General features: G+C 47.9%; 21 protein-coding genes and 1 pseudogene. 17 read left to right on the forward strand and 5 right to left on the reverse strand.

The features are described 5' to 3' along the window. Positions 1 to 5 precede the first annotated feature (5 nt). The 10 genes and pseudogenes from P401_RS0115990 to P401_RS0116035 all read left to right on the forward strand — a co-directional run bounded on the left by P401_RS0115990 (position 6) and on the right by P401_RS0116035 (position 10,864). Positions 6 to 428, forward strand: coding sequence for a YwiB family protein (locus tag P401_RS0115990; protein WP_236627129.1), 423 nt, complete (start codon positions 6 to 8; stop codon positions 426 to 428). Further along, positions 418 to 837 (forward strand): hypothetical protein, encoded by a 420-nt coding sequence (locus P401_RS0115995; RefSeq protein ID WP_029343226.1) that lies wholly within the window; start codon positions 418 to 420, stop codon positions 835 to 837. Before P401_RS0115990 ends, P401_RS0115995 begins: the two co-directional genes overlap by 11 nt. A 59-nt stretch (positions 838 to 896) precedes the next feature. Continuing rightward, positions 897 to 1,334 carry an NUDIX domain-containing protein gene (locus P401_RS0116000; protein WP_029343227.1) on the forward strand — a complete coding sequence of 146 codons (438 nt, stop codon included), beginning with the start codon at positions 897 to 899 and terminating at the stop codon, positions 1,332 to 1,334. A gap of 104 nt (positions 1,335 to 1,438) precedes the next feature. After that, positions 1,439 to 2,773, forward strand: a complete 1,335-nt coding sequence (locus tag P401_RS0116005) for an alkaline phosphatase (protein ID WP_029343228.1) — start codon at positions 1,439 to 1,441, stop codon at positions 2,771 to 2,773. A 178-nt stretch (positions 2,774 to 2,951) separates the two neighbouring features. After that, a complete protein-coding gene (locus tag P401_RS0116010) occupies positions 2,952 to 5,087 on the forward strand; it encodes a (Fe-S)-binding protein (RefSeq protein ID WP_029343229.1) in 2,136 nt (711 codons plus the stop codon). A 155-nt stretch (positions 5,088 to 5,242) separates the two neighbouring features. Next, on the forward strand, positions 5,243 to 5,611 hold the full coding sequence (locus P401_RS0116015; RefSeq protein WP_029343230.1) for a MerR family transcriptional regulator: 369 nt from the start codon (positions 5,243 to 5,245) through the stop codon (positions 5,609 to 5,611). Positions 5,612 to 5,647: 36 nt separating this feature from the next. After that, positions 5,648 to 6,963, forward strand: a pseudogene (locus P401_RS17865) (hemolysin family protein). Positions 6,964 to 7,141: 178 nt separating this feature from the next. Continuing rightward, complete coding sequence (locus P401_RS0116025) at positions 7,142 to 8,818, forward strand: LytS/YhcK type 5TM receptor domain-containing protein (RefSeq protein WP_029343231.1); 1,677 nt, start codon at positions 7,142 to 7,144, stop codon at positions 8,816 to 8,818. Positions 8,819 to 8,907: 89 nt separating this feature from the next. Beyond that, positions 8,908 to 9,939: an aldose epimerase family protein gene (locus P401_RS0116030; RefSeq protein WP_029343232.1), complete on the forward strand. Its 1,032-nt coding sequence runs from the start codon at positions 8,908 to 8,910 to the stop codon at positions 9,937 to 9,939. A 70-nt stretch (positions 9,940 to 10,009) separates the two neighbouring features. Then, positions 10,010 to 10,864 (forward strand): DegV family protein, encoded by an 855-nt coding sequence (locus P401_RS0116035; protein WP_029343233.1) that lies wholly within the window; start codon positions 10,010 to 10,012, stop codon positions 10,862 to 10,864. Between the two features lie 54 nt (positions 10,865 to 10,918). On the opposite strand, the gene crcB (P401_RS0116040) is transcribed toward P401_RS0116035, so the two are convergent. Together crcB (P401_RS0116040) and crcB (P401_RS0116045) are read right to left on the reverse strand one after the other, a co-directional pair. Next, the gene (gene crcB, locus P401_RS0116040; RefSeq protein ID WP_029343234.1) at positions 10,919 to 11,269 is read right to left on the reverse strand and encodes a fluoride efflux transporter CrcB; all 351 of its coding nucleotides are present in this window, start codon (positions 11,267 to 11,269) and stop codon (positions 10,919 to 10,921) included. Next, complete coding sequence (gene crcB, locus P401_RS0116045; protein WP_029343235.1) at positions 11,270 to 11,668, reverse strand: fluoride efflux transporter CrcB; 399 nt, start codon at positions 11,666 to 11,668, stop codon at positions 11,270 to 11,272. A gap of 154 nt (positions 11,669 to 11,822) precedes the next feature. Here crcB (P401_RS0116045) and P401_RS0116050 point away from each other — a divergent pair, with 154 nt between their 5' ends. The 3 genes from P401_RS0116050 to P401_RS0116060 all read left to right on the forward strand — a co-directional run bounded on the left by P401_RS0116050 (position 11,823) and on the right by P401_RS0116060 (position 15,093). Further along, the gene (locus tag P401_RS0116050) at positions 11,823 to 13,292 is read left to right on the forward strand and encodes a methyl-accepting chemotaxis protein (RefSeq protein ID WP_029343236.1); all 1,470 of its coding nucleotides are present in this window, start codon (positions 11,823 to 11,825) and stop codon (positions 13,290 to 13,292) included. Positions 13,293 to 13,403: 111 nt separating this feature from the next. Beyond that, the gene (locus tag P401_RS0116055) at positions 13,404 to 14,339 is read left to right on the forward strand and encodes an NADP-dependent oxidoreductase (protein ID WP_029343237.1); all 936 of its coding nucleotides are present in this window, start codon (positions 13,404 to 13,406) and stop codon (positions 14,337 to 14,339) included. A gap of 169 nt (positions 14,340 to 14,508) precedes the next feature. Continuing rightward, on the forward strand, positions 14,509 to 15,093 hold the full coding sequence (locus tag P401_RS0116060; RefSeq protein WP_051656330.1) for a DUF4352 domain-containing protein: 585 nt from the start codon (positions 14,509 to 14,511) through the stop codon (positions 15,091 to 15,093). A 51-nt stretch (positions 15,094 to 15,144) separates the two neighbouring features. Here P401_RS0116060 and P401_RS0116065 read toward each other — a convergent pair whose 3' ends face one another. Both P401_RS0116065 and P401_RS0116070 read right to left on the reverse strand, forming a co-directional pair. Further along, on the reverse strand, positions 15,145 to 15,927 hold the full coding sequence (locus P401_RS0116065; RefSeq protein ID WP_029343240.1) for a nucleotidyltransferase domain-containing protein: 783 nt from the start codon (positions 15,925 to 15,927) through the stop codon (positions 15,145 to 15,147). A gap of 103 nt (positions 15,928 to 16,030) precedes the next feature. Continuing rightward, positions 16,031 to 16,381 carry a winged helix-turn-helix transcriptional regulator gene (locus P401_RS0116070; RefSeq protein ID WP_029343241.1) on the reverse strand — a complete coding sequence of 117 codons (351 nt, stop codon included), beginning with the start codon at positions 16,379 to 16,381 and terminating at the stop codon, positions 16,031 to 16,033. A gap of 121 nt (positions 16,382 to 16,502) precedes the next feature. On the opposite strand from P401_RS0116070, the gene P401_RS0116075 reads away from it, so the two are divergent. After that, positions 16,503 to 17,351, forward strand: a complete 849-nt coding sequence (locus P401_RS0116075) for a VOC family protein (protein WP_029343242.1) — start codon at positions 16,503 to 16,505, stop codon at positions 17,349 to 17,351. Positions 17,352 to 17,398: 47 nt separating this feature from the next. Here P401_RS0116075 and P401_RS18130 read toward each other — a convergent pair whose 3' ends face one another. Then, positions 17,399 to 18,184, reverse strand: a complete 786-nt coding sequence (locus P401_RS18130) for an NUDIX domain-containing protein (protein ID WP_051656331.1) — start codon at positions 18,182 to 18,184, stop codon at positions 17,399 to 17,401. Between the two features lie 272 nt (positions 18,185 to 18,456). Here P401_RS18130 and P401_RS0116085 point away from each other — a divergent pair, with 272 nt between their 5' ends. From P401_RS0116085 to P401_RS0116095, 3 genes are all read left to right on the forward strand, one after another. After that, positions 18,457 to 19,038, forward strand: coding sequence for a DedA family protein (locus P401_RS0116085; protein WP_029343244.1), 582 nt, complete (start codon positions 18,457 to 18,459; stop codon positions 19,036 to 19,038). Between the two features lie 276 nt (positions 19,039 to 19,314). Next, on the forward strand, positions 19,315 to 20,682 hold the full coding sequence (locus tag P401_RS0116090) for a PepSY-associated TM helix domain-containing protein (protein WP_029343245.1): 1,368 nt from the start codon (positions 19,315 to 19,317) through the stop codon (positions 20,680 to 20,682). Continuing rightward, positions 20,675 to 21,160 (forward strand): FixH family protein, encoded by a 486-nt coding sequence (locus tag P401_RS0116095; RefSeq protein WP_029343246.1) that lies wholly within the window; start codon positions 20,675 to 20,677, stop codon positions 21,158 to 21,160. The genes P401_RS0116090 and P401_RS0116095 overlap by 8 nt, the downstream gene beginning before the upstream one ends. The last annotated feature ends 60 nt before the right edge of the window (positions 21,161 to 21,220 follow it).

Raw genomic sequence — 21,220 nt, forward strand, 5'->3', positions numbered from 1 at the left:
TAGAAGTGAAACCAGTAAAGTACCCGGTGTCATTACGACAGGTGACGACGATTGAAGATGGTCCGATGCGTGAATCGGTCGAACTTGAAGCGGACGGCACGTTGTTTGAAACAAAAGACGGTTTTGCCGTGATGTTCGTTCAGCCGGATGAACAACCGATTGATACGACGATCAAATGGTCAAAAGATCAGATCGCCTTGAATCGTAAAGGTCCTGTTGCGATGCATCATGTCTTTATTTTAGGAGAGACGACTAAAAGCCAGTATGGCAGTCAGTTCGGTCAAATGTTGATGGAAACAGACACGGAAACGATTGAGATGAAACCGCAACAGATGCAGTTTCGCTATACATTAAAGATGAATGGACAAGCAGTCGGTACGTATACGATTGATTTAACTTGGGAACGGAGTGAGACGAATGGCATTTGAACAAACAGTACGTCAAATGGAACAGATGTTGGAAGAGGAATGGTTTGAGTGGCTCGAGAACGATGAGCCGCGTTATAACGAATGGCGTGATCAACTCGAAGGACTCGCAGAGCAGGCCATCACGGAATACAATCCGAAGGTCGACCCGGAGTCCATCGATACGCTACTTTTAATTAATGAAGAATTACCTGTCTTGTACGGCGAAGATACTGTCATGCTGTATACAGCACTCTTGAAAGCACGTCAGGAAGACGATCAAGTGTACGAACGTTACTTGACGATTCTTGGTGCGTTCGCGGACGAACAGCATCCAGCAATCCGTGAAGTCGAAAAGTTAGTCGCTAAAAAGGATTATAAAAATGCCTTCGCACGTGCAGTCCGTCTGCCACAGTCGCTCGGCTTAGAATAAACAATCACAGTGGACCATCTTGTATTAGACAGGGTGGTCTTTTTTTAGGAGGAAGCGCCATGTATCCACTTTATCGAATCATCGTCGCGATCATCCGCAAAGACGCTCAACTGCTCGTAGTCAACAACCAATCAGGACTGGACGCCCGTTGGAGCTTACCCGGTGGACAGATTGAATCTGGAGAGACCCTCGAGCAAGCACTGCGTCGCGAGGTGGAAGAAGAAACTGGCTTGACGGTCACATCGTCGTCGTTTGCCTTTTTGACGGAGAACTTCATGCCGACCTATCAGGCGCACAGCCTTGTGACTTATTTTGATTGTCAGGTGAGTGGAAGAGTTGATCCAAATGATCCCGATGAAGAAATCATCGAGACGAAGTGGATCAATCAAACGGAGTTAGCGAAGTACATCACGAGTGAAGACGTCCGTCTTCCGTTATCGGCATATTTAGAAGAACAGCACAAAGGCTATTATATGTTTGAAGAGATGAAGTGGTAACTCGGCTGTCATCGTTTCTTTACATTCCTTAAAGCCGTCTCCATCGTTCATTTACATTCGCTCGGTATGATGAAACCATCATCGTGAACAAGGAGGAAACACGAATGAACAAGAAATGGATGGCGACAGGTATTCTCGGTACAGTGCTTATGACAGGAGTTGCAGGCTATACATATGAATCGGCTCAGCCGGTCGAGGCAAAACAGAACACGAAACAGGCGAAGGTTAAAAATGTCATTTTCATGATCCCGGACGGTTATTCGGCTGCCTATGCAACGAATTATCGCTGGTATCAAGGAGGCGAGGAAACTGAACTCGACGGTCACTTAAAAGGAATGATGCGGACGTATTCGGCAAACACGAAAGTGACCGATTCAGCAGCTGCCGGAACGGCGATGGCAACAGGAACAAAAACGAACAATGGAACAATCGGCATGGATCCGAGTGGAAAAGAAGTAGCATCTATTCTTGATCGGGCGGATCAAGCAGGCAAAGCAACAGGACTTGTCTCGACATCAGCCATCACACATGCGACACCAGCTGTTTTTGCATCGCATGTCGTAACGCGCGCGAACGAAGCGGACATCGCGAAGCAATACATGGATGAAATGAAAGTCGACGTCTTACTCGGTGGCGGTCAGAAATTCTTTTTTGATCAAAAGAATGGTGGTGTCCAAGAGGCTGGTAATCTAGTGAAGAAAGCAGAACGGGCAGGCTATCAGTACGCGGATTCACTCGAAAGTCTAAATGAGACAGACGGTCGTAAAGTTCTTGGTTTGTTTGCAGAAGAAGGAATGGCACCAGAACTGGACCGAGAAAATACGAATCAACCGAGCCTTGCGACGATGACATCGAAAGCCCTGCAAACATTGAAGAAAGACCGCGATGGCTTCTTCTTGATGGTAGAAGGCAGTCAGATCGACTGGGCGGGTCACGCGCATGATGCTGCTTGGGCGATGAAGGATGCAGAGGCGTTCCACCAGGCAGTTGAAAAAGTGCTTCGTTTTGCAGCAAAAGATAAACACACATTGGTCGTCGTTGCTGGTGACCACGATACAGGTGGTATGTCAGTCGGTGGATACGACGAGTACGTCGCAAAACCGGAAGTCTTGAAAAACGTCAAAGCGACGGGTGATGAGATGGTTCGTCAGTTCAATGATGACTTATCGAATATCGCAACTGTCGTCAAACGGGAAACAACGTTCGATTTGACGGCTGAAGAAATTCAGACGTTGCAAAAAGTGGATGCGAAGAAACGCGTCATGACATTGAATGAGATGATCAGTAAACGGGCATATGTCGGTTGGACGACTTCGGTACACACAGGTGTTGACGTTCCGCTCTACGCGTACGGTCCACAAAGCGAACAGTTCAGTGGGTTGCATGAAAATACGGACATCCCTGGCCTGATGGCTAATGCCATGAAATTAAAAAAATGACGTATTGGACGTGATTAAATCAAGCGGTGGATCATCCACTGCTTGATTTTTTTTGAGTACTTATCTGCTTATGTGACACAGTAAAAACTAAATGAAAAAAAATGAATGAATAGCCATTCATTATATGCTATACTCATTTCAACACAACTGCTTTAGGGGGAAAGGGGTTTGTTCGAACATGAATACGTTTTTACTCATTAACTGGATTGCCTTCCTACTCGTCATCGGCTATGCGGGCTATCTGTTCACGTCACTCGTCAAAAGTCGTTATGCCGCCATTAAACGGGGAAAAAAGGCGGAATGGACACTGACGAACAAAGAACGACTTGACGCGGTCTTAGTCAACGTCTTCGGCCAAAAGAAATTATTAAAGGATAAGAAAAGTGGCGTTATCCACGTCATGATGTTCTACGGCTTCTTACTTGTTCAATTTGGAGCGATCGATTTTATCTGGAAAGGACTCGCCGTCGGTCAGCGTTTCCCGCATGTTCCACTCGGTCCGCTTTATCCGATTTTTACATTCTTCCAAGAAATCGTCATGCTTGTCATCTTGATTGCCGTCGTTTGGGGATTTTATCGCCGGTACGTCGAGAAACTCGTCCGCTTGAAGCGGAATTTCATGGCAGGTCTTGCGTTGATCTTCATCGGTGGTTTGATGGTCGCCGTCCTATTCGGAAATGGATTCTTCCTTGTCTATGAGAATCATTCGACGCTCGGTGAACCGGTCGCTTCAAGCATCGCGTTCTTATTCAGTTGGGTGCCGGAATCAGTTGCGTTCGGATTATTCGTCTTCTTCTGGTGGGCGCATCTCTTGTTCTTACTTAGCTTCATGGTCTACATCCCGCAAGGTAAACACGCGCACTTGATTGCCGGTACAGCAAATGTCTGGCTCGGTCGGACGTCAAAAGTCGGGCGTTTGGCACCGATTGATCTATCCGTCATGGAAGAGGCAGAAGATGACGAAGCGGAGTTCAGCTTCGGCGTCAACCGGATCGAAGATTTCAATCAGAAACAGCTCGTTGATCTATATGCTTGCGTCGAGTGTGGACGCTGTACGAACATGTGCCCAGCGAGCGGAACCGGTAAGATGCTGTCGCCAATGGATTTGATCGTTAAATTACGGGACCATCTCAACATGAAAACGGCAGCGATCACCCAACGTTCGCCATGGGCACCTGCCTTTGCGTTTGAAGGATCGCAAGGCAACCAAATCGCTTCACTGGCAGCAGCGGGGCAGATGGATATCGTTCCGGATTCATTGATTGGGAATGTCATTACGGAAGAAGAAATCTGGGCGTGTACGACTTGTCGGAACTGTGAAGATCAGTGTCCGGTCATGAACGAACATGTTGATAAGATCATCGACCTCCGTCGTCATCTCGTCATGATGGAAGGCAAGATGGATCCGGAGATGCAACGGACGATGGCAAACATCGAACGTCAAGGTAATCCGTGGGGGATGAACCGGAAAGAACGCGAAAACTGGCGGAAAAACCGGGATGAACTCGTCGTTCCGACAGCAAAGGAGAAGAAAAAAGCGGGCGAAGACTTCGAGTACCTGTTCTGGGTTGGTGCGATGGGATCGTACGATAACCGAAGTCAAAAAATCGCGATGGCGTTTGCGCGGATTCTAAACGAAGCTGACATCTCGTTTGCGATTCTCGGGAACGATGAGAAAAACTCAGGCGATACACCGCGCCGGATCGGGAACGAAGTCTTGTTCCAAGAACTTGCAGAAGCAAACATCAAATCATTTGAGAAATATGGCGTCAAAAAGATTGTCACGATTGATCCGCACGCCTACAACACATTCAAAAATGAGTACCCCGACTTCGGACTGAGTCCGGACGTTGAAGTCTATCACCATACTGAATTGCTTGCACGACTGATTGACGAGAAACGCATCACACCGCTCCATGAAGTCAAGGAGCGTGTTGTCTATCACGATTCGTGTTACCTTGGTCGCTACAATGACATTTATGACGCACCACGTTATATTCTCGAGAAGATTCCAGGAATCACGCTCGTTGAGACGGAACGTAACCGGGAAAAAGGGATGTGTTGCGGTGCTGGCGGCGGGATGATGTGGCAAGAAGAGAAAGTCGGCGCACGGGTCAACGTCGCACGGACGGAACAATTGTTGACCGTCCAACCGTCTGTCATTGGGTCAGCATGTCCGTACTGTCTGACGATGCTCAGTGACGGCACGAAGGCGAAGGAAGTCGACGAGACGGTTGCTACGTACGATGTCGTCGAATTACTCGAACGGTCAATCGTCGGTGTACCGGTCGAAGAACCTGTTGTAACCGTATAATAAAGTGGGATGAAACGATTATTCTCGTGCGAACGGGAGTAGTCGTTTTTTTCTCTAAAAAAGCGCGACGTTTTACTGTATGGTTTTGACATGATAAGATAAAAGAACTAGCTATGGAAAGGAGGTGAGAATCTTTTGGGAAGGCGTTACTTCGAATCGGTCAGGTCGCGGAGACCACCGGCTTATCAAAACGAACGATCGATTACTACACATCACTTGGTCTGTTAACACCAGAGCGCACCGCATCTGGTTACCGTTTGTATGACGAATCGGTCATTCATCAAATCGAAAAGATTGAATATTTGAAGTCTCAACGGCTTTCCCTGCAAGAGATTCTTGCTTCTTTTACGGAACGGGAACAAAAAACAGGGGAGACGATTTATCAGGAAGTGAAACAACTTCAGGCGACGGTTGAAGGACTCGAGCAGCGTTTGTTAGATTCGACGGACGTCGAAAAACAAGCGATTCGCTTAGAATTGTCACGGCGTCTGACATTGATTGCTTCCTTGATTGCACAGCTTTAATACAAAACAATGGAGGTGACCCCTGTTTAGGGGATTTTGGATACTATATTATTCATCAATTTATTTTTAGTGGTCTTGTTGATTGCGTTGACGGCGTTTTTCGTCGGATCGGAATTTGCTGTCGTTAAGGTTCGGATGTCGCGTTTGGATCAAATGATTCAAGAGGGAAACAAGAGTGCCGTCCTTGCGAAAAAATCGCGGGCGATCTTGATTATTACTTGTCTGCCTGTCAGCTTGGTATCACGGTCACGGCACTTGGTCTTGGGGCACTTGGTGAACCAACCGTTGAAAAGATCTTGCATCCTGTCTTCGACGACTTCGGGATCTCTGCTGCTGTTTCGACACTCTTGTCGTTTGGTATCGCATTTGTATCCGTAACGTTCTTACACGTCGTCATCGGTGAACTCGCGCCGAAGACGCTTGCGATTCAGTATGCAGAACGCATGACATTGTTGTTTGCCCGTCCACTTTATGTGTTCGGTAAAATCATGTACCCATTCATTTGGTTACTCAACGGTTCAGCACGCTTATTCCTTGGTCTGTTCGGCGTCAAACCAGCAGGGCACGAACAAGCCCACTCGGAAGATGAATTGAAAATCATCATGGCGCAAAGTTTCCAAAGTGGTGAGATCAACCAAACAGAACTTGCCCTCATGCAAAACGTCTTTGCGTTTGATGAGCACATCGTCAAAGACTTGATGGTGCCGCGGATGCGGATGGAGACGATCTCGGAACGTTTGACGAAGGATGAACTGATGGAAATCTTCATGGATAATCCATACACGCGTTACCCGGTCACAGAAGAAAATGATAAAGACCGGATTCTCGGATACGTCAACGTCAAGGAAGTCTTGACGGATTATGCGAACGGAAATGAGCATCCGGTGACACACTATATCAAGGATTTACCGGTTGTTTCGGAAGTGACATCGCTTCAAGAGACACTTCGCAAGATGAAACGGACCCGGACCCATCTCGTTCTCGTCGTCGACGAGTACGGTGGAACGGCAGGTCTCGTCTCGATGGAAGACTTACTCGAAGAAATCGTCGGTGAAATCCGTGATGAATTCGACGCAGATGAAGTCGAAGAAATCGAACAGGTCAAATCGGACGAGTTCCTACTCGACGGTACAGTCTTGCTCGCTGACCTAGAAGAACGTTTCAATATTCGTTTTACGAATGTCGAAGATGTCGATACGATTGGTGGCTGGATTCAGATGCACAACATTGATCTTCAGCCAGGTGAGCATATCGACACACCAGACTTCTCCGTCGAAGTGATGGAGATGGAAAACTATCAAATCAATCGCGTCAAGATTTGGTTGCATCCAGCTGAACAAGCAGAAGCATAAGATGGTCGGTTCCTCATGGAGGAACCGGCTTTTTTTCATCGCATCAGTCAAAAAATCAAGAATGGACGGATTGTGCGAACTTTCGGCAGTCATGATAGGAGAATGCAGAGAGGAGCGGGAATGTATTCTAATACGACTTTTTTGTTGATTCGCGTCCTATGAAACGAGGAGGTATTCCGTGCTTGAGCAAATCCCATTCTTACTGAGTCGTTTAGGTATGTTAGCACTGTTAGCCTTTTTATTGTCCCAGTGGCGCATTTCCCGATACATATTCAAGATGGACCGCGGAATGAACCTTCCACTGCTCTTCGCATTCGTGTCATCCGGTATTCTGATGAACTACGCAGGAATTGAACTTTCGCAAGATACGACGATTGACCCGTTACTCGGGTTAGCTGTCGAAAAGGATGCCCTGTTGCTCGATACCCGACTCGCTGTCATCGTGACGAGTGGATTGATTGGTGGACCGGTAGTCGGCGGCATCACGGGATGTTTGGTTGGTCTACATCGTTACGTGCTTGGTTCGTTAGGGGCAGAAGCAGGTTGGATCATCGCAATGCTCGCTGGACTTGCGAGCGGCTGGTATCGAAAACGCTGGCGTTTGCATGATGGTTATGCAATTGTTCCGCCCATCGGTATCGTATTGACAGCGTTATTGTTTGAGAGTGGCGTCACGTTATTGCTTGCACCGGATACGACGGAGGCACTGGATTTGATGGGTCGAGCCGCCTTTCCGTTACTGTTCGCAAATATGTGCGGTGTCGTATTGTTCATCATGATTTTACGGACACAACTTCGACTCGAAGGTGCACTCTTCGTCGGGCAAACTGAGCGTTCCGACCGTTTACTGCAAGCGTTACAGCCCTTACGAAAGCAAGGATTGACTTCCGAAGTCGCGCGACAGATTGGAGCGACATTATTGAAGGAAACAAAGATGCAACGAATTGTCGTGCTCGGGGCGACAGAAGTCGTCATCGATATGACGGACCAGCAACCTGCAGTCTGTGGCGAGCAACCGAGACGGGAGGAACAACGATGGATCGAAGCAGAAGAACCCGTCCGACAAGAAGACGAGCAGACGGGGCAAATTTTAAGTTTTCACCCCATGCGTATCAACGGTCAAAAAGCAGGGGTCATCTGTTACTTTTCGAAGGATTTATTTGATGATACCGTCGAGCGGATGACGGAACAACTTGTCCGTTTATTAGCACGAGAGCTACACATGCATCGAGAAGATCAGTTGCTTCGGTTAAGTGGAAGAAAGATGAAACCGATGTTACACGTCAGCTATCTGAAAGGAATCATCGAAGAAATCCAGCGGACAGCTGACCCGGGAACGCCTGTTAAACATCAACTGAATGCACTGTTGCAGCTTCTGACAGCAGCGACGCGGCATGATGAACATCCACTACGCGAGGAATTGGCAACTTTAAAGGCATACTTATCATTAGAAGGAACGCGACGTCGTCCGAATCAACTGACCTCTGCGGATATCACGGTCGATCTTGATATCGAGACCGCTGTTGAAGAATACTTCGTGTTTCCATTCCTTGTGACACAGCTTGTCGATAATGCACTGCGTCATGCATTCGTAAAGGCAGGACGACATCACCGGATTGATGTCCGTGCTTTCAAGACGACGACAGACTGGGTCATCGAAGTTACGGATAATGGGCAAGGTGTACCGCCTGCTGTGATGCAACAACTGGATCAAAAAGAAGCGGGTGATTCGAACCTGTTTCTGATTCGACGCGCATTAGACGTGACATATGGTTCGGTCGCAACATTACATGTCCACTCAATCACGCATCAAGGTACTCGGATTGAAGTACGATTACCTCTTCCGTCCCTTTGACAACAATGGCATTTTGCCATTGTTGTTTTTTTGTCTTGTTCCGAGGGTAAATACGAAAACAGGAAAATGTATCGTACAGGAGGAAGCAGATGATGATTACAACAACAGAAGTGGGACAACTAGGTGATCAGTCCTTGTTACGATTCACGTTAGAGAATGTGCATGGGCATAGTATCGATATCTTGAACCGAGGCGCAAAAATTCTTGCCATCCGGGTTCCGGATCAACATGGAATAATCGAAAATGTCGTACTCGCGTTTGACGACCTATCAGAATACCAAGATGATCCGCATCACTTAGGTGCAACGATCGGGCGGGTCGGAGGGCGAATCGCAAACGGCGCGTTTGCGCTAGAAGGAATGACGTATGTACTCGAACAAAATGAGGGCGAGCATCACCTCCATGGGGGAAGCGAAAATTGGGCGAACCGGATGTTCACGCACGAAATCAACGACGACAAACTTGTTCTACGTTTAGATAGTCCAAGTGGTGAGAACGGGTATCCGGGTCATTTGTCGTTCACGCTGACCTTCGAATGGACAGACGAGAACATCCTGCATATCCATTATGAAGCGGAGACGACAGCTTCGACACCATTCAGTCCGACGAATCATACGTACTTTAATTTGACGGGTGAGGCAAAAACGACGATCGAACAGCATCTGTTACGAATGGATGCACCTTTTTATGTTCCGTTGACGAAAGATGCGGTACCGACCGGTGACATTCTCCCGGTGACAGACACCGTCTTTGATTTTCTCGATACCCGCCCGTTACATGAAGTGACACATGCATCAGACGAACAACTCCGCCAAGCAGGTAGTGGTGTCGATCACCCCTTCCTGCTTAGAGAGGGTGGAGAAATCGTTCTCGACGAACCAATCAGTGGGCGGCGATTGCGCGTCGTGACGGATCAACCGGGAGTCGTCGTCTACACCGCTAATCATTTGTCGGGTGAGTTTACGATTTGCGGAAGACGAGCAACACCGTACCTCGGAATCTGCTTTGAGACACAAGGATTACCGGATGCGATCAACCAACCGAATTTTCCTTCCGTCGTCTTGCATGCCGATGAGCACTATCATAAGCGTACATCGTTTCATTTTCAGATGATGTCATGACGTTTCTTGCGATTTCCACTTCTGTATATGGTAGGATAAAGCGAGAAGAATCTAACGGAGGCTAAGGAAAATGACTAAAATAGCATGGGTGACCGATAGTATGGCCTATTTCACGAAAGAAGAGGCAGAAGCGATCGGCGTCAATGTCGTACCGATTCAAATCTTACTCGGTGATACGGCGTATCAAGAGAATGCGATCACGGTCGAGCGATTGTTCCGTGCCCTAGATGCGGACAAAAAGCTGATTGCCAAAACATCACAACCAATTTTTGGGGAGTTCGTTGGAACATATGAACGTCTGAAAGAAGAAGGTTATGACTGTGCAATTGCAGTGCACTGTACGAATGGATTATCGAGTACCGTCCAAAGTTCAGCATCAGCAGCGGAAGCAGCCAGCTTCCCCGTTCATATCATCGACTCTCATACGGCGTTTGAGAACCAACAAGAGTTCATTCGTTACGGGATGGAGCTCGCGGCACAGGGGAAATCCGTCGAGGAAATCGTCGCAGCCTTACAAGCGTTGACGAAAAAGACCCATTTCTATATGATCGTCGGTAATATGGAAACGATGCGCCGGGGTGGACGTGTCTCATCCGGTGACTTGTTCCTTGCGAACCTACTCAGCATCAAACCGATCATCACGACGGATGAAGCAGGAAAAATCGTACCATTCAAAAAAGCGCGTTCTTTAAAGAAAGCTTACATCGAAATGGTTAAACAAATCGATGAATCGATGCGTCAGCACACGTTCTACAAGAACCGGATTTATGTCGCGACGACGATGGCACCGGAAATGGCAACGGAACTGCGGCAACAAGTCGCAGCGAAGTTCCCGGATTTGACGATTCTTGAAGGCACGTTCGGACCAGCAATTGGAACACATGCTGGAGCAGAAACAGTCGGTCTATTCTGGATGAATGATTAAATTAAAACGGATACGACAAGAGGCGACGGATTTTTCCGTCGCCTCTTGTTTCGTTCAAGCTGTAAGTGTGATTCCAAGGAAAGCTGCAAGAATTCCGAAACCGTAGCTCGAGATGAGATAGAGAGTAAGTACTTTACGATTTCCGTCCTGAAATAACTGTAATGTCTCGATTTTAAACGTCGAGAACGTTGTAAACGATCCAAGGAAACCGGTACCTAAGAGTAACGTCCATGTCGTATCCAGATGCGCACCGATGACGAGTCCGAGTAAAAACGAACCGAGTACATTAATCAGGAACGTCGCCAGAGGAAATTCGCGTTTCCAAAACGTCTTCATCCATTGACTGACGGCAAACCGACTGATAGCACCACAAAAAGCACCGATGGCAAGGGCGAGTAATTCCATTCACCCACGTCCTTTCGTCACGTATCGCAGTCGTCGTGTCCCAAGCGCGTAACCAAGATAAGACAGGAACAGACCGCCGAATAGGCTGACGAGCATATAGAGGAACGCGTCCGCTAGATGATGTTCGTTGAGTAAGGTCACGGTCTCGACGCTAAATGTCGAAAACGTCGTAAATGAGCCGATGAAGCCTGTTCCGATGGCTGTGATCGCATATTGATGCAAGAGTTTCGTTCGAAATAAAAAGTGTGTCGCGTAGCCGAGCAGAAAGCTACCGATCAAGTTGATCGCAAGCGTGGGCCACGGAAACGGACCGTTCGTAAAGTCGCCAATCAGCAGTCCAAGTCCATAACGTGCAGAGGCACCGAGAACACCTGCGAGACCTACGAGTACATAGAGCATAGGAATCCTCTTTTCTGAAAAAAGTCTACGTTAACCGTACTCCCGCTCTCAAGAAAGCGTCAAGAAAAAAAGTCATCGGAGAGACTTAACGATTGAATTCTTTCTGCCGATGAACAATTGTATGACTTTACTATGATGAAGGAGTTTGAACAAGATGGTATCTGCCCTCGAGCAACAAAGTACAAAGATTTTATCCCGTCTGATTGCAACGTTGATTACAATTGCGCATCCGTTGATTTTCGTATTTGCCCAAATGAATTACGTTCCAATCAGTGTGTTCTATCAGTTTTTAGTCGGTGGTCTGATCTTGGCGGTCGCGTTGCTGGTCGGCAACCGGCTACTCGGACATCGTCCGAGTGGGAAATATGTTCAAGTGACATTAACGTATCTCGTCCTCGCCTTAGTTTTGATGACATTACCGTCCCCAATCATCTGGACGATTGCTTACCTTTATTTGACGATTTCAATCGTCTATTTGATTCCGCGTCTCGTCGTTCTGGCTGGGATTTTCGGACTACTTGAAATGGCGTTATTCACAGCCAACGGAACGATTGTCTTTACGAACACATTCGACTTGATCGTCGCGTATGTCATCTATTTGATGATCTTCTCAGCGGCTGTCTTCGTTGCCGTTTTTGGACGAAACGTCATGCAGGCAGTTCGTCAAGAACAAGAGCGATCGGAAGCTTACGCGGCAACGTCGCAAGTCGCCCTTGAGCAAACGGCAGCAACAGCAACGGAAGTAACGACGTTCACAGAAGAGATGAGTGAAACGGTCGACGCGGCGAAGGATTCTTTCAGTCAGGTTGATATGGCGATGCAACAGCTGGCACATGATGCAGCAGGAAGCGTCCAAGCGATTCGTGAAATTCGCCAATTGAATGACCAGCAAGTCAACCGGATGGAGGATGTGACGGTTTCAGTCGATCGCGCCCTCGAGCGGAGTTCCTCATCGCGGACAACCGCTGAACGAAGCAGGCAGACGATTGGTCTAGCTGGACAATCCTTGCAACAATTGACGACGAGCATGGATGAGTCGGTCACGTCGTTCGGACAGCTCGCTGGACGTTTCCAAGAAATCGTCGCGATTACGTCGAGCATTAATGCAATTGCGGCTCAGACAAACTTGCTCAGTCTTAACGCGTCGATCGAAGCAGCCCGCGCTGGTGAGTTCGGAAAAGGCTTCACGGTCGTCGCGCAAGAAATTCGCAACCTGTCAGCGCAGACGGCAGAAGCGTCAAAAGAAATCAATGCGATTATCGAACGTGTCGATCAAGACGTCACACAAACCGGTAACTCGATTCATGCCAGTACGACACTGTTACGTGAGCAGGAAGAACGCATGGCAGAGAGTCAGTTAGCGTTGCAAACGATCGAAACAGATGCAACGGAAGTCGTTGGTTCGATCCAGTCGGCACAGACCCAGTTCGCGACGATGACGAACAGTCTTGTTGCTATCACGACAGCAGCCGGTCAACTCGACACGTTCATGAACGCCTTGCTCGCACAAAGTGAGTCGTTATCCGGTCTGACACGTCACCAAGTCGGTCAGGTCATGGAACTGCAACAGGCGATTCATGCCTTGAACGAGACGGCATCAACCCTTCAGCAAACGAATGGCTAAGAAACAGCTCCTCATCGATCGATGGGGAGCTGTTGTGCATCTTCAGACTGTTTGTCGGTGGAACGGACGGGGAAGAAGATAGGGAACGAATATTGAAGGAGGAGTCAACGGATGAAGGCAGCTTACATTGAACAGTATGGTGGATCGGAACAATTCAAGGTTGGAGAACTGGAAAAGCCAGTCATCGGACCGGATGATGTCTTAATCGAAGTCTATGCCGCGAGTGTGAACCCGGTCGATTGGAAACTACGCGAAGGCTACTTGCGTCAGATGTTGAGCTACGAAATGCCGCTCGTCATCGGTTGGGACGTTGCTGGCGTGATTCAGGAAGTCGGAGCGAACGTCTCCGATCTTCAAGTCGGGGACGCTGTCTTCAGTCGTCCGGAAATCGCTCGTCAAGGGACGTATGCAGAGTACGTCGCAGTCGATGCGCATTTAGTTGTGAAAAAACCAGAATCGCTCAGTTTCGCAGAAGCAGCGTCTCTGCCACTCGTCTCGCATACAGCATGGCAGGTCATGTTCGAAGTGATGGATGCGAAGCCGGGTGACCGGATCTTCATTGGTGCCGGATCAGGGGGTGTCGGAACCGTCGCGATTCAACTCGCGAAAGCGAATGGTTTGTACGTTATTACGTCAACAAGTACGAAAAACGTTGACTGGGTAAAAGCACTTGGAGCCGACGAAGTCATCGACTACAAACAGGAAAATCCGGCGGATCGTGTTCGCGACGTCGATTTTGTATTCGATACAATGGGCGGCGACAAGCAAGGGGAACTGTATCAGATGCTGAAGCCGAACGGCATGCTCGTCTCGATTTCTACACCACCGGATGAAGAGCAAGCGAAGCAACATAATGCACGATCTGCATATGTCTTCATGCAACCGACCGGTGAACGTTTGCGGCATATCGCTAAAGCGGTCGAGCGTGGCGAGCTACAACCTGTCGTTGATCGGATTTTTGATCTGGATCAAATCAAGGAAGCACATGATTATGGCGAAGAAGGGCACGCAAAAGGAAAAATCGTCATCCGGGTCAAAGGAGAATAAGGAGCAAGAGAGCGCTGAATTCAGCGCTCTTTTTTTTGTGTTGTCAATCTATTTTTCTAACCTGAAACAAAAAAAGACCTGGTTAAAAAAGTGTAAAGGATAAGGGGTTGCTTCTTCCTATACTAGGGCTATCAGACGTGAGTCAGCCACATTAAAAGGAGGAAGTAACATGAAAAAAGGATTGAAGTGGGCAGGAATTATCGTGATTGGCGCAGTCATTCTCGGGAATCTAGGAGATGACGAAGAACAAGGAGCACCGGAGAAAAAAGTAGAGGTCGAACAAGAAGCAGTCAAATCAGAAGCAAAACCCGTGAAAGCAAAAGCAGCGGCGAAGCCGGTCAAGAAAACCTATGGCATCAACGATCAGGTGAAGGTCGGGAAACTGACGTATGTCGTCAATGACGTCAAGATGGTCGATTCGTTGTCGAACGTCCTCGGCGAAAAGAAAACGTCAGGACAATTCTTAGTCATCGGGTTGACGATTCTAAATGGAGACAAGGAAGAACGGTTCGTCGACAGCAATATGTTTAAAGTCAATGTCGGCGATACGGAATACTCAGCCGATACGGAACTTGATCTCTATGCAAATGAAGACGGGATGGGCTTCTTCTTAGAGACGATCAATCCGAACATCGAAAAAACCGGCAATATCGTCTTTGAATTACCGAAACATGTCAAAAATCCAATGCTTGAAGTCTCATCTGGCTTTGGCTGGGCAGGTGGACAATCGAAGGAGATTCAATTGACACGATGATTAGTGAGCAGACAAAGGAGTAGCGGGCAAATGCCTGCTACTCCTTTGTCGTTATCGTTTTAATTGTTGGATCGAGAGTTCAGGCGTTAATCGATCGAGTAAAGCGAGCGTCTCTGGATGAGAGGCAAGCGTCTGGTCGAGCGCGTTTCGTTCAGTTTCTAAACAAGCCAAATAACGTTGAGCCGCTTCAGCGTGCGTTGCGGGTGTCAGGACGTCATAGATTGCTTCAAGCGCAAAGCGTGGATGGTCTGGCAATGTCGTCGGAATCGTCTTTAATCCGAGTTGCGCTCGTTCAGGAACATGATGATGGAGTAATACTTTTGCGAACTTAATCAAGGCGCTACGGAGCATCTCGACTGCCCATAAGTCATTTCCCCGAGCTGCTGCTTTTTTATATTGAAACAAGAACCAGACAGCATCGATTGCTTCATCGGTCGCTTCTTGAGCAGAAAGTGTTAAGTCACATGTATCGGTAAAGTCCGTCAACTGTTCTTGTGGATCATACAAGACGCGCAATTGATCCTTGTGGTTCAGCGAATCGAGCGTCACCGTGAATAAATCGATATGTAGGAGATCATCATAGACGACGATCATTTGTGGTGCGATGATGTCGATCTCATCTTTCCAGATGATTGAACGATAAGTAGAAAGATGGGACAAACGACGCGATAAGAATTTTGTTTGACGTTCTTCTGAGACGAGACAGTACAAATCGATGTCTGAATGAACATCTTCTTCTCCCCGCCCGAAGGATCCTTTCAAGAAGATGGCTTCGACTGCAGGATCTTGTTTGAGTCGAGCAACCAGTTGCTCGATCGCATGAAGTTGATGCATAGGAACTCATTCCTTTCCAAAAACAGAAGTCTATTACGTCAGTATACGTGATAATAGACAGTTTATTCCATAAAAAATGAGAAATCGCATCGGAATGGACTTCTCATTGTGAAGTAGACGTAAGTTTGTCTTTATTTTCGAGATGGATGACGTGTTGTTCGCCCCATGCATTGATGGCGTCAAGAACGGGGATAAGTGTCCGTCCATAGTCCGTTAGAGAATACTCAACGCGTGGCGGGACTTCCTGATAAATCTCGCGATGAACGATGTCGTTCAGTTCAAGTTCACGCAGTTGAGCCGTCAGCATTTTTTGCGTAATGTTCGGCAATTGGCGTTTCAATTCACTGAAGCGGAGCGTTCCGTGTGTGATCAAGACGAGTAAAATCGACGGCTTCCATTTTCCGGTCAAGATTTCGAGCGCTGTCTCGACGCGACAGCTTGGTGTCTCTTCCATCGGTCTTCCTCCTTCATGGTATCGTTTAGGATACTATACCACTTATTCGTGCCTACTTCCGTTTCGATCGCTTCCGCGTAATAATAGGGGTACGAGCTATTTCATTGAAGGAGGAAACAACATGTCGATTCACCCACAGATTACACTCGGTCCTGTTCGTTTACGCGTCACGGATTTCGATCGTTCGATTTCATTTTATACAACGTCACTTGGATTACGTGTGCTGACGCAAACGGATCAGCTCACAGTTCTTGGCGCACAAGATACACCACTCGTTGAACTTGAAGTCCATCCGAATGCCCGTCGTTTCCCACCGAACTCGGTCGCCGGGTTATATCATTTTGCGATTTTGCTACCGAACCGAAAAGAACTCGGTTTCGTCATCCGGAATTTGATCGAACAAGGGATCGAGATTGGTCAAGGCGACCATCTTGTCAGTGAAGCCTTTTACCTATCGGATCCAGATGGGAACGGAATTGAGATTTATGCCGATCGTCCACGTGAGACATGGACGTATGAAGCGAATGGGGACGTCAAGATGACGACGGATCCCGTTGATTGGCAAAGTATGCTCGTCGAAGCGGGAGAAGAAGATTGGTACGGCATGCCAAGCGATACGGTCATGGGACATGTCCATTTCCACGTCAAGACACTCGAAGCGGCGCGGTCATTTTATGTCGAGACGCTCGGCTTTGAAGTTGCCGCTGACGCTTCGCGGATGCGCGCGTTGTTCGTTGCTGCCGGTGGCTATCACCATCACATCGGTCTGAACGTCTGGTCTGGTGTCAACGCACCGACGAATCCGGAAGATGCGGTCGGACTCGTCTACTGGACGCTACGTTATCCGGATCAAGCGACGCTTCAAGCAACAATCGAGGCGTTGAAGTCTTCCACTTATACCGTTACCGATCAAGCAGGCGATGTCTATGTCACCGATGATGCTGGAATTACCGCTCGATTAACAACGTAACCAAAAAAATCCCCTTGCAGTGAAAACACTGTAAGGGGATTTTTGGTTTACCGTGAAGACGACGTTGTATTACCGTCGTACCGGCTGATCAGTTCATACGGTCTGACTTTATATAAGGCATGCGGAAAGTAATGTGGATCCATCGCATCAAGCGTCCGCAACTGGAAGTGCTCCCGTTTGATATACTCACTCAGCGAGTCACGTGTCAGTGGGAAGAAGCCGACATCCGTCGTTTCGCCTTCTTGGGTCGCGAGTTCACCACCGACCGCTTTTCCACGGAAGCAGACGCACAGGACATGGCTTGAGACATTTTGATAAATACCGGTGATACCATCGATTGAGACATCGACACCGGTCTCTTCTTTGACTTCGCGTTTGATGGCGTCAAGAATTGACTCATGATTCTCGACTTGTCCACCCGGCATCTCGTACGTATCACCACGATGCAGGTTACGGACGAGGAGAACTTCACCGGCATCGTTCGTGATATACGCGGTCACGCTGACGATCGCGCGAGGGGGAGCATACGTACCGGTCGCTGTCATAAAATCTTCATACGATTTGATATAAAGGTTTTTGCCGAGGCGTGCGCGCTTCTCCATCGCTTCACGACGTAAGGCACTGTTGCGGACATCACGATCGACTTGTTCGAAGTGTTCGCGGTCACGGTATTCCCAGATGGCGATGACTTCATCTTCTGCTTCCGTCACCCAGCGCCCAACAAGACGGGCACCATGGCTGACTTGAAGCGGGTACAAATAGGTATGGAAAAACTCAGTGAATTCTTCTAGGCGTTCGGGACGAATCGTATAGGTCTTCCGGCGATGTAACATGGAAATTCCTCCTATCAGATGAGCGTTCAGATGTACGTTGTACCCCTTCTCGAACGGATGGATGAAACCCTTTTTCTCGATGTAGGAAAAGAATGTTTTATGAATCGATTGCGTCTACATGTCATATGGTGTGAATGATTTTCAGTCATCGATGATGATTCATATTGATCGAAAAAGTAAAGCTAAAGAAGAACTTAAGAAATGGGTAGGGCTCAACTTCAGAAAAATCGGGGATACTGAATATAGAGAGAAACAGAAAGAAGGGATACGTGATGGATATCATGGCACTCGTCCGCCTGGCTGGCGGAATCATGTTCACCCCATTGTCGGACGATGTCTTGATGATGAGTTTTGCGGCATTACGTTTACGGGAGGGAATGTACCCGGTCGTCATTTGGTTGACCGCATGGCCGGTTTTCTTCATTGCTTTTACATGGTTTTATTTACTTGCACGGTTCTTCCGTGAGATTCCGCTCGTCAAACGGTGGATGAAGTCACGTTTCTTGGAACGAGCAGAAACGATCATCGAACGACGCGGATTATGGGCGATTGGACTATCGTTCTTCTTACCCGGCGTCAGACATCCGATTCATTATGTCGCCGGACTTCTTGGTTATCCGTTACCACGCTATTTAGTGATGACGTTCTTAGCGGCAGGCGTTTATACCGGTCTTTGGACCTTTTTAATCGTCCGGATCGGAGAAGCCGTCACCTGGTCGGAACTGTGGAACTGGCTTCAGGTGAATCCAGGAATCGTCGGCTCTGTCTTGATCATCGTAATCGGTATTGCCGTAATTGGTATCGTGCATCATCGGCGTCAAAAGGAATCAGTCGAGGAAAGTTCTTCAATATAAAAACATCACACGAGCAAGCGAATCCAGATCAGGATTCGCTTTTTTAGATGAAGTTTGATTTTATGAATAAAGATAGTTTTTTGAAATAAGAAGTAATCTACAAGAAAAGTGAAATCATTGTCAAAAAAAGACGTTTTTCACTTCTTAAAAGCTACGTGATTTACACACTGTATTGGCAATTTATCGTCACAAGCAAGTGTCTGAAATTGGATTGTAAACGCTTATACTAGGAGGTGTTCACAGAGTGGACATATTTATTATTAGAGGAGGATACATATGAATCTCATGCAGACAGAAGAGACGGTCAAAAAAGCACCGACTTCTTCTGCTTACCGGACGATTTGGCGGTGGCACTTTTATACTGGTATCATTTTTGCGCCGTTCCTCGTCATGCTTGCTGTGACAGGATCCATTTATCTTTTTAAGCCGCAAATCGAAAACGTCCTGTATCAATCGTATTATGAAGTTACACCAAAAGCAGATCGCATCACGGCAACGGAACAGATCGATCGCGTCAAAGCGAAGTATCCCGATGCACTCGTCACGTCGTACCGACCGGGTGAATCCGACAATCGATCCAGTGAAGTGAAGGTTTCGTCACCAGACATGTCGGCGACCGTCTTCGTCAATCCGTATTCCGGGAAAATCATCGGAACATTATCAGACGATGACCGGATCATGAATAAAATCGAAGAGATCCACGGAGAACTGATGGCGGGAACGACCGGCGACCGATTCGTTGAACTCGTTGCCTGTTGGGCAATCGTCTTGATCGTGACAGGATTATTCTTGTGGTTCCCGCGTAAAGAAAAAGGGGTGGCCGGCGTATTGTTTCCGCGATTGCGTCAAGGAAAGAAGCTATTTCGTCGTGATCTCCACGCCGTTCCGGCATTCTGGATCACAGCAGGGATGCTGTTCCTGATCTTGACTGGCTTACCGTGGTCCGGTTTCTGGGGAGCAAACTTCCAGTCCCTCGTCACGAACCAAGGACTGGGCTATCCCCCGTCCATCTGGGGTGGGGAGGCACCGACGTCAACGCTTCAAACGAAGGATATTGCGGAAGTCCCATGGGCTGCTGAAACACTTGATGTTCCGCAGTCAAAAGTCGAAGGAGCTGTTCCGGCTTCGATCGATGACATCGTTGCGATCGGTAAACAACAGGGAATGGACCCAAGCTTTAAAATTAGTATTCCAAGCGATCCGAGCGGTGTTTATACACTGTCCGCGTATCCAGCGAAAGCACAGAATGAAGCGACGATCCATCTCGATCAATATTCCGGTGCCGTGCTCGCTGACTACCGTTATGACAACTATGGAGTCGTCGGTAAAATCGTCGCGACCGGAATCACGCTTCACAAAGGAACTGAATTCGGCTGGTTCAACCAATTGATCAGTCTATTGATTTGTCTTGGAATCATTCTCGTAGCGGTCAGTGGTTTCTATCTCTGGTTGAAACGAAAACCAAGCACAGGAATGGGGGCACCGAAAGGACCGAAAGCATTCATGTTGAAAGGATTCCTCGCTGTGCTTGTCGTGCTGGGAATCGTCTTCCCGCTCGTCGGTCTATCGTTGCTCGTCGTCTGGCTGGTCGATTTCCTCGTCATCCGTCGTATTCCGAGTGTAAGGAGGTTCTTCAATGCGTAAATCGATACAAACACTCATGCTCGGCGGACTGCTCGTCACGACGACGAGTCTTGCTGGCTGTGCGGTCGATTCCGATGCAGCAGAACAGTATGCCGTAGCTAAGCCGTTATCGATCAAAATGAATATCCCAAAGGACTTACAACCGGATGCCAAGAAAAAGCAGACGTTTGAAGCAACAGTCTGGCGTGAAGCCGAACCGGTTCAAAAAGTCGATTATGTACATTTCGAAATCTGGAAAGCGGATGGAACAGTACGCTATAGTATGGAACCGGCAGAGGAGACAAAGCCAGGTGTCTATACGATTGCGAAGGCACTACCGAAATCCGGTTTGTATTATGTCAAAGCGCATGCAAGCAGTGAAGGTACGATGATCATGCCAACACGGCAGTTCATCGTCGGTGAGTTATCGAAAGAAGATTTAAAAATCTTACAAGGTGGAGCAAAACCAGCTGGCGGAAGTAGCGGTCACCATCATTGAAGAATAAGGAAATAAAAAATGAGAGGGTGGAATACTATTCCGCCCTCTCATTTTTCGTAT

It is taken from the genome of Exiguobacterium acetylicum DSM 20416 (assembly GCF_000702605.1).
Classification (GTDB): domain Bacteria; phylum Bacillota; class Bacilli; order Exiguobacteriales; family Exiguobacteriaceae; genus Exiguobacterium_A; species Exiguobacterium_A acetylicum.